This window comes from Kitasatospora sp. NPDC004799 (genome assembly GCF_040609095.1).
Taxonomy (GTDB): domain Bacteria; phylum Actinomycetota; class Actinomycetes; order Streptomycetales; family Streptomycetaceae; genus Kitasatospora.
In genome coordinates this window covers 1-14,291 of record NZ_JBEXJK010000038.1, presented here as the reverse complement: position 1 = coordinate 14,291, position 14,291 = coordinate 1, and the positions used below count along the sequence as shown (strand labels likewise).

Below are 14,291 nucleotides of genomic sequence, written 5' to 3'. Positions count from 1 at the left end.
CGGGGGTCGGGATCGGGACGTCGTGCACCTGTCGAAGCGGCACCCGCGTGCCCCACCATGAAGCCGCACGCCTCGGACCGTCGGCCGGACCCCAAGGAGCCGCAGCATGGGCATCGCACGTCGTGAACTCCTCCGGTGGGGCGCGGGATTCGGCGCCGCCGCGCTCGGGGGCCTCGCCCTGCCGGGCACCGCCCGGGCGGACGGCCCGACCACCCCGCGCGGGCTGCCGACCGAGAGCTGGATGAGCCGCCTGAGCGGCGACCTCTCCCTGCTGGACCTCACCGTCCCGGGCACCCACGACTCCTGCTGCGAGAACCCCGCCTACGGCACCGAGTGGTCGCACACCCAGAACTGGGGAATCCCGCGGCAGTTGACCGAGGGAGTCCGCTTCCTCGACATCCGCTGCAACGGCCTGCAGGGCGCGCCCGACGAACTCGGGATCTACCACTCCGACAACTACCAGCACATCCGGCTCCAGGACGTGCTCGACCAGTGCCGGTCCTTCCTCCGCTCGCAGCCCGGCGAGACCGTCCTGATGCGCCTGCGCAACGAGCGGGCCGGCGGACAGGCGCTCGACGACGCCGAGTTCCTGCGGCGGGTCGGCCACTACCTCGACGGCCTGGGCTACCGCGGTCTGTTCCACTTCCACGGGTGGCCGACCCTCGCCACCGCCCGGGGGAAGGTCGTCCTGCTCGCCGACTTCGCCAACCCGTGGGGCCTGATCGACTGGTCCAGCGGTGAGAACGCCCACTTCGACACCCAGGACGTCTGGCAGACCGGCGGCCTCGACCCGCTGGGGGCGAAGGGCCGGTCCATCGCCGCGCAGTTCGACAAGGCCTTCCTGAACCCGACCTACCCGAAGATGTTCGTCAACTTCCTCTCCTACGCCGGTGGTTACTGGCCGAGGACCAGCTCGCAGGCGCTGATGGACCGCACGGTGTACCCGTACCTGAGCGCCCGCACCGAGCAGCGCGCCCGGTACGGCGTCGTGCCGATGGACTTCCCGGACCTCCACGTCAACGTGCTGCAGATGCTGATCGACAAGAACGTCACCTGAACACAGGGGCGTTGTGGCCGCGTCTTCCGTCCGGAGCCGCTCCGCATCAGCCCGGGGATGTAAACCCGTGGGCCAGTGCCCGGCGGCGGAGGATCAACCGGCGGGCCGATGCCGCCCGCCCGGCCCACGTGACAGCGTTCCGCGCATGGACACCACGCCCGTCGCATCCCGCACCGGACCGACCCGCCGCCGCCTGCTGGGCGCCGCGCTCGCGCTGGGGGCCGTCGCGCCGCTGGGCCTCGCCCGCACCGCCTCGGCCGCGCCCCTCCTGGCCTCCGGCAGCACCCGGCTGACCCTGCCCGTGCCCACCGGCCCGTACCCGGTCGGCCTGGTGCCGCTGCACCTGCGCGACGAGTCCCGGCTCGACCCGAACGCCAGTCCCGGCCGGTTCCGCGAGCTGATGGCCACCGTCTGGTACCCGGCCCGGTCCGCCGACGCCGACGCGTACCCGCTCGCCCCCTGGATGACCGAGGGCGCCCTGAAGGCCTTCCTCGAGGACGTCGGCTTCCCGCTCCCCCTCGCGATGGCCCCGCTGACCTCGGGCCACCAGGGCGCGCCCGTCCACCGGTCCGGCCGGCCGCTGCCCGTCGTCCTCTACTCGCACGGCGCGGGCAGCCACCGCGCCGACCACACCATCGTGGTCCAGGAGTTGGCCAGCCACGGCTTCGCCGTCGTCACCGTCGACCACACCCACGACGGGATCACCGAGTTCCCCGACGGCACCGTGGTCACCCGCGACGCCAACCCGCCGGGGCTGTACCCGAGGGACTACGCCGCCGACCTCCTCTTCCTGCTCGACCGCGTCGTCGACCTCGCGAACGGCCGCAACCCCGACGTCGACGGCCGCGCCCTGCCCACCGGCCTGCTCGGCGGGCTGGACGCGCGGAACATCGGCGCCTTCGGCTGGTCCAAGGGCGGCACCGGCACCGCCCTCGCCATGGTCGCCGACCGCCGCATCCGCGCCGGGCTCTCCCTCGACGGGCCGATGGCGTCCAACCCCGCCATCACCACCGACATCGACCGGCCGTTCATGCTGATGACCGCCGAGTTCGCCCGCGCCACCAACCCGTACGCGGAGACCTTCTGGGGCCACCTGCGCGGCTGGCGCCTCGACGTCCAGGCCACCGGAGCCGTGCACAAGTCCTACGGCGACAACATGACGCTGATCCCGCAGGCCGGCCAGGTGCTCGGCATGACCGAGCAGCAGATCCGCTCCCAGGTCGGCACCCTCGACCCGACCCGCGGGGTGCTGATCCAACAGGCCTACCCGCGCGCCTTCTTCGACCTCCACCTGCGGGGCCGCCACTGCGGCGACCTGCTCGACGGCCCGTCGAAGGCCTTCCCCGAGGTGGTGTACCACCCCTGAGCCCCGCCGGCTTCGCCCTCGCTCGCCCTCGCCGTCACTTCGCGGCGAGGGCGACCCCCGTCCGGTACAGCTCCACCAGCAGCGACCGCAGCGCCTCCCCCGTCGGCACCTACGTCCTTGAGAACCGTCGCTGCTCATCCCCCCGCGGCTGGGCGAAGAGGGCCGTCACCTGCCCGTTGCGATGTTCCTGCAGGTGGATCTGGCAGTCCTGCCCGCGGTTGTAGTTCCGCAGCGTCACGAACACTCCTGCCCCGCCGTCGTCGACGCTTCCGATCTTCCAGGTCCCCCGGTACTCGCCGAGCGGATCGGCAGCAACCACCGGAGCCTTCAAACAGAAGTAGCCGTCGAGCCGCACCTCACCGAGAGTCCCGTCTCCTCGCAGCTCGATCACCTCGTCCCGCGCGGCCCAACGACCCACGTAGTCCTTCGCCTCCGGCCCTCCCGGCCTGAGCTTCAGATAGCCCGTCACCCCGACGATCACCAGGAGGCCGACCAGCAGGACGAGCCCCTCCCGCGACTTCAGCGCACCCCACACACCCATGACTCGCACGTCCTCCCCCAGCGGCCCACGACCGCACCGACACTGCTCAGGGCTTCCTCATCACGGAGCCCGGTTCTCCATTCCCGGTGGACTACTGCCGGATGAAAGGCTCATCGGCGATCGACACTCCGGTCAGCTGCAGCCGTTCCTGCCCCTCGTACGTGAAGTACTGGAAGTACGTCTCGCAGGTCAGAGCACCGGAAGCGGAGGTCAGCGTGACCCACGCCCCGGTCCCGGCGTCCTCGAAACTGCCGTGCTTCCAGGTACCGGTGAACTGCACCGGAGTGGACGACTTCTCCCCAAGGCACGCGGCAGGCAGAAGACTCACCTCGCCCAGTTCTCCGCCCTCCAGGAACTGGATCGACCCGATGCCCGACGTCCACGTCCCGACCACCGGCGGCCTCTTCTCCTCCCCGGCCGAACAGGCGACAGCCAACGGCAGCACCGGCACCAGAGCTACGGACAGGACGCGCCACCCGCTCCGGGCTCGCTCCCGCCCGGCCCTCAGGACCCCGAACACCCAAGATCTCCCTTCCGAACGCTCGAACGCGCTCGCCGTGTGCCCCGTACACGGGCCCGATCGCTCAGCACTGTACGGGGGCCCTGTCCATCTCGAGCGCCAACCGGTCCTCGGCCGGCGCACCCTCGCGCCGGGCTTCCACCCAGTACTGGCCTTGGAGGTCCCGCGGTACGGAGGCGGTGTAGACGATGCGGGGCACACCGTCGACGGTGACCGAATACCCCTTCCGTACCGGGAAGTTCCGCCCCTGGCAGGAGATCTGCTCGACCGTCTCGCCGCTCGCCATCAGCATGACCGACCACTGACCGTTGCGCAGACTGGCACCGAGGAAGATTCCGACTCCGGGGTTCGGCCGCACGGCGATGTCCGCGAGCGGGACGCAGCCACGCGAGATGACCCCCGGCGACGCCGAGCAGATGGCACCGGTCTTCTCGGCCTGCCAGATCAACTCCGGGCCGTAGCCGCTGTCGTACCGAGCGACCACGAACTCGCCACCGGCCGGGGCATTGCCGTTCTCCTCGGCCAGGTGCAGGACCTGCTGCCTGACGTCCTCCGACACCGCCACTCCCGGAGACTCCGCGCCGGTCCTGCCCGGAGAACTCGGCGCAGCGCCGGGTGCCCCGGTGCAAGCGCAGGCGCTGACCAGCAGACCCGCGAGAACGGCGCGGAGTTTCGTCGGTAGACCCCTCACGTCCTTTCCCCTCCCCCATCGCCCCATCGAGCGCGGTGCACGTGGTGGGGCCGTCGGCACAGCCGTCGCACACTCTTCCAGCCCCTGGCGGTGCGAAGGGTCATGGTGATCGAATCGTTGCTGCCGCGGGAAGTCCTCAGGGGGCGTCAGACGCGCTTGCCGTCGGGAGTGGTGGCGGCGGTGGGGGCGGTGGTGCTGCCGGCGTGGGTGCCGAGGGTGCGTTCGACCTTGGCGACGGCGGTGCGGTACTGCATGGAGGCGGTCTGCTCGGAGGAGCCCTGGCGTTCGTAGAAGCCGAAGGCCATGGCCACGTTGCCGAAGCGCTCGATGCCGACGTAGGCGTTGAGTTGGACGCCGGCCAGGGAGCCGTCGAGGTGGACGGCCGGGGCGTCCTTGCGGTCGCCGAGGGTGACCGGGGAGACGGTGAAGGTCACGCTGTCCTCGGTGCCGGCGTTGAAGGTGATGCTGTGGCAGGTCCGCAGGGCGTCGGCGACGGTGTTGTAGTCGGCGGTGAGCCGCTCGGGCGCCTCGGCCGCGAGGGCCTGGGTGACCATCGGGTTGCCGTCCGGGCCGTCGAGTTCGACCGCGGCGTGCGGGAGGTCCCGGCCGGTCTGGGTGGCGCGCATGTTGATCAGGGCGCTGAGCGCCGCGCAGCCGCTCACCGGGGTCGGGTTCTCGCCGGGGGCGGGGCTCTGGGTCACCGGGATCTCGGTGTAGCCGGGGCCGAGGTCGGCCGCGGTCAGCAGGGCCGACTTCAACTGGTCGGCGGAGGGCAGTTGCTGGATGTCCTGGGCTGGTGCCGCCGACGCCGGCAGGGCCGCCGGGCCCAGGGCGACCGCCACGGCGGCGGCCGCGGCGGTGAGGGCGTGGATGGGCCTGGGAAGAGACATGCGGGGCCCCCGGTCGAGAGTTCGGGCAGGGACAGGCAACCAGTGTCCCACCGGGGGCCGGACGGGGCGCGCGGGCGGGGATCCCCGCAGGTCAGGACGGGTCCACGGGCCCGGATGAGGGCAGCGGGGGCAGCATCTCCAGGGCTTCGAGGGTCTCGGCGAGCCACTGCGTCCAGAAGGTCTCCAGCCCGATGCCGGCCCGCAGCACCGCGTGCTGGAGCCGGTACCCGGCGTCCGCCCGCTCGGCCGGGAAGTCGCGCTGCTCGATCTCCCGGTAGTCGGCCAACTGCGCCCGGTGCAGGGACAGATGGCGCTCCAGCTCGGCCGCCAGCCCGTCCGTGCCGACCACCGCGGCCGCCCGCAGCCGCAGCAGCAGCGGCTCCCGTACGGCGCGCGGCGCGGCGCCCTCGGCGGTCCAGCGGGCCAGTTCGGCCCGGCCCTCCGGCAGGACCTCGTACTCCTTCTTCTGCCCGCGCACCGGCCCGTCCGGCTGGAGGGCCCGGATGTGTCCGGAGGCCTCCAGCCGGCCGAGTTCGCGGTAGATCTGCTGGTGGGTGGCGGGCCAGAAGAAGCCGATCGACCGGTCGAACCGCCTGGTCAGCTCCAGCCCCGAGGACGGCTTCTCCAGCAGGGCGGTGAGGATGGCGTGCGGCAGCGACATGCCGTCGATCGTACGGCGGCCGGCCCGGTCGGCGGGACGGCGACCGGGACGGCGACCGGCCCGGTCGGACGCACCGCCGCCGGGCCGGTCAGAGGGCCGCGGCCAGCTCGGTGCCCTGCTTGATGGCGCGCTTGGCGTCCAGTTCGGCGGCCACGTCGGCACCGCCGATCAGGTGCACCGGCAGGCCCCGCTCGCGCAGCGCCTCGTACAGGTCGCGGCGCGGCTCCTGGCCGGTGCAGAGCACGACGGTGTCCACGGGCAGCAGTTGGCGCTCGCCGTCCACGGTGATGTGCAGGCCGGCGTCGTCGATCAGGTCGTAGCTCACGCCGGGGACCATCACCACGCCGCGGTGCTTGAGTTCGGTGCGGTGGATCCAGCCGGTGGTCTTGCCCAGGCCCGCGCCGACCTTGCCGGTCTTGCGCTGGAGCAGGTGGACGCTGCGCGGGGGCTTCGGCCGCTCCGGGGCGCGCAGGCCGCCGCGCTCGCGGTACTCCGGGTCGATGCCCCACTTCGCCTGGAACACGGGCGGGTTGAGGCTCGCCGCGTCGCCCTGGTCGGTGAGGAACTCGGCCACGTCGAAGCCGATGCCGCCGGCGCCGAGGATGGCGACCCGCTCGCCGACCGGTGCGCCGTCGCGCAGCACGTCCAGGTAGCCGAGCACGCTGGGGTGGTCGATTCCCGGGATGTCGGCGGGGGTTCGCGGGGTGACGCCGGTGGCGAGGACGATCTCGTCGTGGCCCTGCTCGGCCAGCTGCTCGGCGGTGACGGTCGCGCCGAGCCGCAGCGTGACGGCCAACTCGGCCAGCCGGGTGCGGAAGTAGCGCAGCGTCTCGTCGAACTCCTCCTTGCCGGGGATGCGCCGGGCGACGTTCAGCTGCCCGCCGACCGCCTCGGCGGCGTCGTACAGGGTGACGTCGTGGCCGCGCTCGGCGGCGGAGACGGCGAAGGCCAGGCCGGCCGGGCCCGCCCCGACGACGCCGATCCGCTTGCGCACCTGGGTGGGGCCGAGAACGAGTTCGGTCTCGTGGCAGGCGCGCGGGTTGACCAGGCAGGAGGTGATCTGGAGGTTGAAGGTGTGGTCGAGGCAGGCCTGGTTGCAGCCGATGCAGGTGTTGATGGCCTCGGCGCGGTCGTCCGCCGCCTTGTTGACGAAGTCGGCGTCGGCGAGCAGCGGACGGGCCATCGAGACCAGGTCGGCGCTGCCCTCGGCGAGCAACCGCTCCGCGATCTCGGGGGTGTTGATGCGGTTGCTGGTGACCAGCGGGATGCCGACGCTGCCCATCACCTTCTTCGTCACCCAGGCGAAGGCTCCGCGCGGCACCGAGGTGGCGATGGTGGGGATGCGGGCCTCGTGCCAGCCGATGCCGCTGTTGATGATGGTCGCCCCGGCGGCCTCGACGGCCTGGGCGAGCCGCACCACCTCGTCCAGGGTGGAGCCGCCGGGCACCAGGTCGAGCATGGAGAGGCGGTAGACGATGATGAAGTCCTCGCCGACCCGCTCGCGGACCCGGCGGACGATCTCCACCGGGAAGCGCATCCGCCGCTCGTACGGGCCGCCCCACTCGTCCTCGCGGTGGTTGGTCGCGGCGACGACGAACTCGTTGATCAGGTAGCCCTCGGAGCCCATGATCTCGACGCCGTCGTACCCGGCGCGGCGGGCGAGTTCGGCGCAGCGGGCGAAGTCCTCGACGGTCTGCTCGACCTGCTCGGCGGTGAGGGCGTTGGGCGTGAAGGGGCTGATCGGGGCCTGGATCGCGCTGGGGGCGACCAGGTCGCGGTGGTAGGCGTAGCGGCCGAAGTGCAGGATCTGCAGGGCGATCCGCCCGCCGGCGGCGTGCACCGCGTCGGTGACCACCCGGTGCTCGTCGGCCTCCTCCTCGGTGGTCAGCATCGCGCCGCCCTCCCAGGGGCGCCCGGCCTCGTTGGGGGCGATGCCGCCGGTGACGATCAGGCCGACGCCGCCGCGGGCCCGCTCGGCGTAGAAGGCGGCCATCCGCTCGTAGCCGCCGGGGGCCTCCTCCAGGCCGACGTGCATGGAGCCCATGATCACGCGGTTGGGCAGGGTGGTGAAGCCGAGGTCGAGCGGGCTGAGCAGGTGCGGGTAGCGGCTGCTGCCGGGGTGGGCGCTCATCGACGTCTCCTGGGCGGGCTGAGGGTGGTGGTTACCGCAGGGTAGGGGAACGGCGGCTGGGTATGCAACTAGTTGCATAAGGCTCGGCCGGGGCCTCGGGGCGGCACCGCGGGACGGCCCGCCGGGAGCACCGGGAGCGCCCGCCGAATGGCTCGAACACGGCGCCGGGGCCGGGCCGGCGGCGTATCGTCGTGTCCCGGACAGCACGGGGGACGACCCGGGGGCGCCCCGGGGAAGGCACGAACTCGGGGACGGCCCGAGGACGGCACGAACCCGGGAGACGCCCCGGGGGACGACGCGAGCTCGGGAGAGGAGCGACCGTGCGGGGTGGCTCGGTGGCCGTGGTCGGGGGCAGCATCGCGGGGAGCGCCTTCGCCGGCGCCGCCGCCCGGCTCGGCGCGGAACGCGTGGTGGTGCTGGAACGCAGCCCCGGTCACCTGGAGGACCGCGGCGTGGGGCTGTGCACCCACAACGACCGCTTCGACGAACTGGTCCGGGCCGGGCACCTCGACGCGGACACCCGCCGCCACCGCCTCGCCGTCCGCCGCTGGGTCACCCGGGGCGCGGCCGGCGAGGGCGACGGGCCGGACGGCTGCGGCCGGCTGCTCTGGGCCCAGCCCTTCCCGTTCCACTCCCACCACTGGGGCGTGCTCTGGCAGGCGCTGCGCGAACGGATGCCCGAGCGGGTCGAGTTCCGGCTGGGCGCCACTGTGACGGCGGTCGGCAACACGCGGGGCAACGACGACGGGCCGGCCGGGGGCGACGCGCCCGCCCGCGCCTGGGTCGAGGCGGGCAGCGGCCGCGAGGAGTACGACCTGGTGATCGGCTCCGACGGCTACCGCTCGGTGGTGCGCGCCGCCGTCTGCCCGCAGGCCGAACCCGCGTACGCCGGGTACGTGTGCTGGCGCGGCAGCTACGACGCCGCCCTGCTGGCCGAACTGCCCGGCGGCGCGGCCGCCTGGCCGGAGGAGCACTGCATCACCGCCTGCTACCCCGGCGGCCAGGTGGTGATCTACCGCATCCCCGGGGTCGAGCCCGGCCGCACCCAGGTGAACTGGGTCTTCTACGCCCCCACCCCGGCCTGGCTGCGGCTGGACGGCCCGACCAGCATCCCGGCGGGCAGCCTCTCCGACGCGCGGCTGGACGAACTGCGGCAGCTCGCCGAGCGGCACCTGCCGCCGTACTGGGCCGGCCTGGTCACGCTGACCCCGCGCGAACGGACCTTCCTGCAGCCGATCTACGACCTGGCGGCCCCGCGCCGCACGGCCGGGCGGCTGCTGATCGGTGGGGACGCGGCCACCGTGGTGCGCCCGCACAACACCAGCGGCGCGGTGAAGGCGATGCAGGACGCCCACGCCTTCGAGCTGGCGGGGCGGGAGGCCCGCTCCTGGCCGGAGCTGCTGGCCGCCTACGACCGCGAACGGACTGCGGCCGGGCGGGAGTTGGTGGAACTGGGCCGCACCCTGGGCCGGGCCCAGGTCACCGGGGCGCCGGACTGGTCCGGGATGGACGAGCCGGCCATGACCGCCTGGTGGCGGCAACAACTGGCCGGCAGCGGGGGGTTCGGCGGCCACGCGCTCGACCGTACCGGCTGAGCGTGCGGCGCGACCGCCGAAATCCCGTCAACTCACCCGGGCCTACCGGGCGTTGATGGCTGTGCGGACGGTCAGACGTTGACGCCGTAGTCGGTCGCGATGCCGCGCAGGCCGGAGGCGTAGCCCTGGCCGATGGCGCGGAACTTCCACTCGGCGCCGTTGCGGTACAGCTCGCCGAAGACCATCGCGGTCTCGGTGGAGGCGTCCTCGGTCAGGTCGTAGCGCGCGATCTCCACGCCGTTGGCCTGGTTGACGATCCGGATGAACGCGTTGCGGACCTGCCCGAAGTTCTGCAGCCGGGCGTCGGCGTCGTAGATCGACACCGGGAAGACCACCTTGGCCACGTCGACCGGGACGCGGTCCAGGTCGACCTTGATCTGCTCGTCGTCCCCGTCCCCGCCGCCGGTCAGGTTGTCGCCGCTGTGCTCGACCGAACCGTCGGGGCTGCGGAGGTTGTTGAAGAAGACGAAGTGCTGGTCCGAGACCACCTTGCCCAGCGCGTTGCACAGCAGCGCACTGGCGTCCAGGTCGTAGTCGGCCCCGGTGGTGGTGCGCACGTCCCAGCCGAGACCGACGATCACGGCGCTCAGACCGGGCGCCTCCTTGCTCAGCGAGACGTTGCCGCCCTTGGCCAGCGAAACTCCCACAATGCCCTCCTCGGATCTCTCCCTGTGGACGAATCTACAACACTGTAGAGACCACGAGAATCCGTCTGCGGTCGGGCCCGCCCCGGGAATTCCTCCGGGTCGCCCGCGGGAACCCCGTACGGGGACCACGGCTCACCCGTCACCGGCCGGCGTCGACCTCGATCCGCAGCGCGCCCTTCTCGGCCAGCGCCCGGCGGCCCCAGCCCAGCAGCAGGCCCAGCACCTCGCGCTCGCCGGCCGGGAGGCGGGCCGGGTCCACCCGCTCGATCTCCCGGACCAGGGCGGCCATCGACGGCTGCCCGATCCGGCTGCTGAAGTCGAGGTCCGGCTCGTGGCGGGCGAGGGTAGGCAGGGCCCGCGCGCCCAGGCGGCGCAGCACGGCCCGCAGGGCGCCGCCGTCGGCGTGGCGCTCCAACCGTCCGGGCTGCGGCGCCGGGCCGGCCGTCCGCCCCGTCCTAGCCTTGACCGGCACCCGGTACAGCCCGAGGACGCACTCGTCCTCGGCCAGTTCCTCGCCCGGTCCGTACGGCCGCAGGCCGCCTGCTGTGCTCCGCATGCCGAGCACCCTAACGACCGGTCGCCCTAGACTGGCAGTGGATTTCCCCCGCCTGCGGTCCCCCGTTCCCCCTCGTCGGCTCTCCCCTCGTTCCGCCTCGTCTTCCGCCTCGTCGCAGGCCCTGTCGCCGGAGGTCCCGATGCGCCAGCGGTACAGCTTCCACCTCGATCAGGGCGGGCACTCGGTGACCGTCAACGTGCGGTCCGGCTGGATCACCGAGACCGAGCTGCTGGTCGACGGCAAGGAGTGCGCCTTCCACCGGGTCCACGGGCACGGCGTCTATCCGCTGACCCTCGCCGCCCAGGTCGCCGAGGAGCCGCCGAAGCCGATCGCGGTGCGACTGGAGCGCACCGGCCGGGCCGAGCACCCGCTCTCCTGCGTCCTGGACCTGTCCGGCACCGAGCACCCGATGCCGGAGCGTACGGCGCGCTGAAACCACCCGTTCGGGCGATTTGCTCACGAATGCCGGGAAACCTTACGATCCCGGGCCGGGCCCACCGGCCGGAACACCAGCTGCCCGACCTCCACGAACGGGACCTCCACGCACCGGACCCCGTCGGCCCGGACCTCCACGACGAAAGCCGCCGCATGACCTCTCCCGCGACCCCCGACACCTTCGACGGCCTGCTGCGCGAGGTGATGGCCGACGCCGAGCGCTTCGGCCACCGCCAGCACGTCCGGCTCACCTGGCTCGCCGTGCGCCGCCACGGTGCCCCCGCCGCCCTCGACCTGGTCGGCGAGGGCATCCGGCGCACCGCCACCAAGGCCGGCGCACCGCAGAAGTTCCACGTCACCATGACCCGGGCCTGGGTCGAGCTGGTGGCCTCGCACGCCGACGACAGCCGCACCGATGGCGACCGCCCCGACGACGCGACGGCATTCGAGCGCTTCGCCGCCCGCCACCCCGAGCTGCTCGACAAGGACCTGCTCGCCCGTCACTACCGCCCGCAGACGCTCGCGGGCGAGCGGGCCCGGACGGCCTGGGTCGAGCCGGACCTCGCTCCCTTCCCCCGGCGCGCTCAGCCCTCCTGACCGCCCCCGCTCCCGTCCCCGCTCCCGCTCCCGTCCCCGAGGCGCTCCGCCACGATCTCCTCGACCGCCTTCCGGGCCCGCTCGGCGTCCTCCGCGACCAGCCCGATCCTGGTGCGGCGGTCCAGCACGTCGGCGGCGTCCAGCGCGCCCTCGTGGGTGAGCGCGTAGGCGACCTCGGCGCGGGTCACGTCCAGGCCCTCCGCGATCGGCGTCAACTCCCCCGCCGCCAGCACCTCGTGGGCCGCGCCGCCGTGGCGGGCGAGCAGTGAGGCGGGCGCCGCACCGCTGGGCAGCGGGCGGCCGTCCCGGTGGCCGGGGGCACCGATCAGCGGCAGCCGGGCCGTCCAGCAGGCGCGGGCCGGCAGGCCGCGCAGCCGGACGGCGGTGTCCACCGCGTCCTCGGCCATCGTGCGGTAGGTGGTGAGCTTGCCGCCGACCACGGTGATCACCCCGTCCGGGCTCTCCAGCACCGCGTGCTCGCGCGAGATGTCGGCGGTGCTGCCGTCCCCGGTGTCGATCAGCGGGCGCAGCCCGGCGTAGGCACCGCGCACGTCCGCCCTGGTCAGGGCGGTGGCGAGGGCGGCGTTGACGGTGTCGAGGAGGAAGTCGAGCTCGGCCTCGGTGGGCTGCGGCTCGTCCGGGATCGGGCCCGGGGCGTCCTCGTCGGTCAGGCCGATCGCCACCCGGCCGAGCTGCTGCGGCAGGGCGAAGACGAACCGGCTGGTGGAGCCGGGCACCGGCACGGTGAGGGCGGCGGTCGGGTGGCCGAGCGCCGCCGCGTCCACCAGCAGGTGGGTGCCCCGGCTGGGCCGGAGCCGGATCGAGGTGTCCACCTCGCCCGCCCAGACGCCGGTGGCGTTGACCACCGCGCCGGCCCGGACGGCCAGCTCCCGCCCGGTCAGGGTGTCGACCAGCCGGGCCGAGGTGCCGGTGACCTGCTCGGCGCGCACCCGGGTCAGCACGCTCGCCCCGTACTGCGCGGCGGTGCGGGCCAGCGCGACCACCAGCCGGGCGTCGTCCACGAGTTGGCCGTCGTGGGCGACCAGCGCGCCGCGCAGCCCGTCCGTCCGGACGCCCGGCACCAGTCGGCGGGTGCGGTCGGCGTCGATCCGGCGCACCCGGGGCAGCAGCGCGCCCGGGGTTCCGGCCGTCAGGCGCAGCGCATCGCCGGCGTGGAAGCCCGTGCGGATCAGCGCGGCCTGGCCCGGGCGCAGCAGGCCCGGGACCAGCGGCACCAGTTGGGGCAGCGCCCGGATCAGGTGCGGGGCGGTGCGGGTCATCAGCACGTGGCGCTCGACGGCGCTCTCCCGGGCCACCTTGAGCCGGCCGGAGGCGAGGTAGCGCAGGCCGCCGTGCACCAGTTTGGAGCTCCAGCGGCTGGTTCCGAAGGCGAGGTCGCGGGCCTCCACCAGGACGGTGCGCAGGCCGCGCGAGGCCGCGTCCAGGGCCACTCCGGCACCGGTGACGCCACCGCCGATGACCAGCAGGTCGATCCGGGCGTCGTCGCCGAGCGCGTCGAGCTCCAGCTTCCGGCGGACGGCGTCGAGCCGGCCGGTGCCGGCGTACGGGCCGGCCGACGAAGTTCCGTGCGGGCCTGCGGTGGAGGTCATGGCGCGAGGTATCCGTTCAGTGCTCTGGCCAGTTCGCGCCGCCAGGCCGCCTCGGGCAGCAGGGAGGCGACCATGCGGTGCGACTGGACGGTGGACTGGGCGATCAGCAGGACCATGGCGGCCAGTTCGAGCGGCTCCCCGGCCCGGATCGAGCCGTGCTCCTGGCCCTGCTCGATGCCGGTGCGCAGCGCCTCCAGCAGGCCGCGCTGGCTGGCGCCGAGCCGCTCGACGACGTACTCGAGCAGCAGGTCGGAGTCGTCGGAGCGGAGCAGGGCGCCGATCACCGGGTGGTCGCGCAGCCGGACGGCGATCTCCACGGTCCGCTCGACGAAGGCCTCCCGGTCGCGGCCGGCCGGCGGGGCGGCCTCCAGGGTGGCCAGGATCTCCCGGGTGAGCAGCGCGCCGATCACCGCCCGGACGTCCGGCCAGCGGCGGTAGACGGTCGGACGGCTGACGCCGGCGCGGCGGGCGATCTCGGCGAGCTGGGTGCGGCGCACGCCGAGGTGGACGATCAGGTCGGCGGCGGCGTCCAGGATCGCGTCGTCGGTGCTGCGCGGTTCATCCGTGCTGCGCGGCCCGCCCGTGCTGCGCGGTTCGTCGAAGCTGCGCGGTTCGTCGGCGTTCGCCTGCTCGGCGTTACTACTTGACATGATGTGTGAAACTGTAACGCATGGCACCTGAGACGCAAGCGGAACCGGCCGGCGCCGCACTTCCGCTCCCCCCGATGAAGTGGGACGCCTGGGGCGACCCGGCCCTGGCCAAGGAGCTGTCCGCCGACATCAAGGGGCTGCTCGCCGCCGCGCTCGGCGTCACCGGCGACGCCGCCCCCGGGCCGAGCGCCGACGAGGTCGTGCTGCACCCGTCCCGGATCTCCGCCGAGGACCTCACGGCGCTGGCCGGCGCCGTCGGCGAGGCGCACGTCAGCGCCGCCGACGCCGACCGGCTGCCGCGCGCCGGCGGCAAGTCCACCCCCGACCTGCTGCGCCGCCGCAGC

Annotated in this window: 15 protein-coding genes and 1 pseudogene; 6 read left to right on the top strand and 10 right to left on the bottom strand. The window is 73.6% G+C overall.

The window, feature by feature from the left end:
- The first annotated feature begins 106 nt into the window (after positions 1-106).
- Positions 107-1,057 (top strand): phosphatidylinositol-specific phospholipase C, encoded by a 951-nt coding sequence (locus tag ABZW03_RS08065; protein ID WP_355253763.1) that lies wholly within the window; start codon positions 107-109, stop codon positions 1,055-1,057.
- 145 nt (positions 1,058-1,202) lie between these two features.
- Positions 1,203-2,423, top strand: coding sequence for an acetylhydrolase (locus tag ABZW03_RS08060; protein WP_355253761.1), 1,221 nt, complete (start codon positions 1,203-1,205; stop codon positions 2,421-2,423).
- Positions 2,424-2,532: 109 nt separating this feature from the next.
- Here the strand turns inward: ABZW03_RS08060 and ABZW03_RS08055 are convergent, their stop codons facing one another.
- From ABZW03_RS08055 to ABZW03_RS08030, 6 genes are all read right to left on the bottom strand, one after another.
- Complete coding sequence (locus tag ABZW03_RS08055; RefSeq protein WP_355253760.1) at positions 2,533-2,964, bottom strand: hypothetical protein; 432 nt, start codon at positions 2,962-2,964, stop codon at positions 2,533-2,535.
- A 91-nt stretch (positions 2,965-3,055) separates the two neighbouring features.
- Positions 3,056-3,415, bottom strand: a complete 360-nt coding sequence (locus tag ABZW03_RS08050; protein ID WP_355253758.1) for a hypothetical protein — start codon at positions 3,413-3,415, stop codon at positions 3,056-3,058.
- A 133-nt stretch (positions 3,416-3,548) separates the two neighbouring features.
- Positions 3,549-4,043 carry a hypothetical protein gene (locus tag ABZW03_RS08045; RefSeq protein WP_355253756.1) on the bottom strand — a complete coding sequence of 165 codons (495 nt, stop codon included), beginning with the start codon at positions 4,041-4,043 and terminating at the stop codon, positions 3,549-3,551.
- 278 nt (positions 4,044-4,321) lie between these two features.
- Complete coding sequence (locus ABZW03_RS08040; protein WP_355253754.1) at positions 4,322-5,065, bottom strand: hypothetical protein; 744 nt, start codon at positions 5,063-5,065, stop codon at positions 4,322-4,324.
- 91 nt (positions 5,066-5,156) lie between these two features.
- Complete coding sequence (locus ABZW03_RS08035; RefSeq protein ID WP_355253752.1) at positions 5,157-5,726, bottom strand: PadR family transcriptional regulator; 570 nt, start codon at positions 5,724-5,726, stop codon at positions 5,157-5,159.
- Between the two features lie 88 nt (positions 5,727-5,814).
- Positions 5,815-7,857 carry an NADPH-dependent 2,4-dienoyl-CoA reductase gene (locus ABZW03_RS08030; protein WP_355253750.1) on the bottom strand — a complete coding sequence of 681 codons (2,043 nt, stop codon included), beginning with the start codon at positions 7,855-7,857 and terminating at the stop codon, positions 5,815-5,817.
- A 320-nt stretch (positions 7,858-8,177) separates the two neighbouring features.
- Here ABZW03_RS08030 and ABZW03_RS08025 point away from each other — a divergent pair, with 320 nt between their 5' ends.
- The gene (locus ABZW03_RS08025) at positions 8,178-9,452 is read left to right on the top strand and encodes an FAD-dependent monooxygenase (RefSeq protein WP_355253748.1); all 1,275 of its coding nucleotides are present in this window, start codon (positions 8,178-8,180) and stop codon (positions 9,450-9,452) included.
- 71 nt (positions 9,453-9,523) lie between these two features.
- On the opposite strand, the gene ABZW03_RS08020 is transcribed toward ABZW03_RS08025, so the two are convergent.
- Positions 9,524-10,099 (bottom strand): TerD family protein, encoded by a 576-nt coding sequence (locus tag ABZW03_RS08020; protein WP_355253746.1) that lies wholly within the window; start codon positions 10,097-10,099, stop codon positions 9,524-9,526.
- A 139-nt stretch (positions 10,100-10,238) separates the two neighbouring features.
- Positions 10,239-10,655 (bottom strand): hypothetical protein, encoded by a 417-nt coding sequence (locus ABZW03_RS08015; protein WP_355253744.1) that lies wholly within the window; start codon positions 10,653-10,655, stop codon positions 10,239-10,241.
- Between the two features lie 139 nt (positions 10,656-10,794).
- Here ABZW03_RS08015 and ABZW03_RS08010 point away from each other — a divergent pair, with 139 nt between their 5' ends.
- Together ABZW03_RS08010 and ABZW03_RS08005 are read left to right on the top strand one after the other, a co-directional pair.
- Positions 10,795-11,088: a hypothetical protein gene (locus ABZW03_RS08010; protein ID WP_355253742.1), complete on the top strand. Its 294-nt coding sequence runs from the start codon at positions 10,795-10,797 to the stop codon at positions 11,086-11,088.
- 155 nt (positions 11,089-11,243) lie between these two features.
- Entirely contained in the window at positions 11,244-11,687 is a 444-nt protein-coding gene (locus ABZW03_RS08005; RefSeq protein WP_355253740.1) for a hypothetical protein, read from the top strand.
- Here the strand turns inward: ABZW03_RS08005 and ABZW03_RS08000 are convergent.
- Both ABZW03_RS08000 and ABZW03_RS07995 read right to left on the bottom strand, forming a co-directional pair.
- Positions 11,675-13,297 carry a glycerol-3-phosphate dehydrogenase/oxidase gene (locus ABZW03_RS08000; protein ID WP_355253738.1) on the bottom strand — a complete coding sequence of 541 codons (1,623 nt, stop codon included), beginning with the start codon at positions 13,295-13,297 and terminating at the stop codon, positions 11,675-11,677. The genes ABZW03_RS08005 and ABZW03_RS08000 overlap by 13 nt on opposite strands.
- Complete coding sequence (locus tag ABZW03_RS07995) at positions 13,294-13,947, bottom strand: TetR/AcrR family transcriptional regulator (protein WP_355253737.1); 654 nt, start codon at positions 13,945-13,947, stop codon at positions 13,294-13,296. The genes ABZW03_RS08000 and ABZW03_RS07995 overlap by 4 nt, the downstream gene beginning before the upstream one ends.
- Before the next feature lie 74 nt (positions 13,948-14,021).
- On the opposite strand from ABZW03_RS07995, the pseudogene ABZW03_RS07990 reads away from it, so the two are divergent.
- A pseudogene (locus ABZW03_RS07990) lies at positions 14,022-14,291 on the top strand (FAD-binding oxidoreductase); the annotation flags it as partial.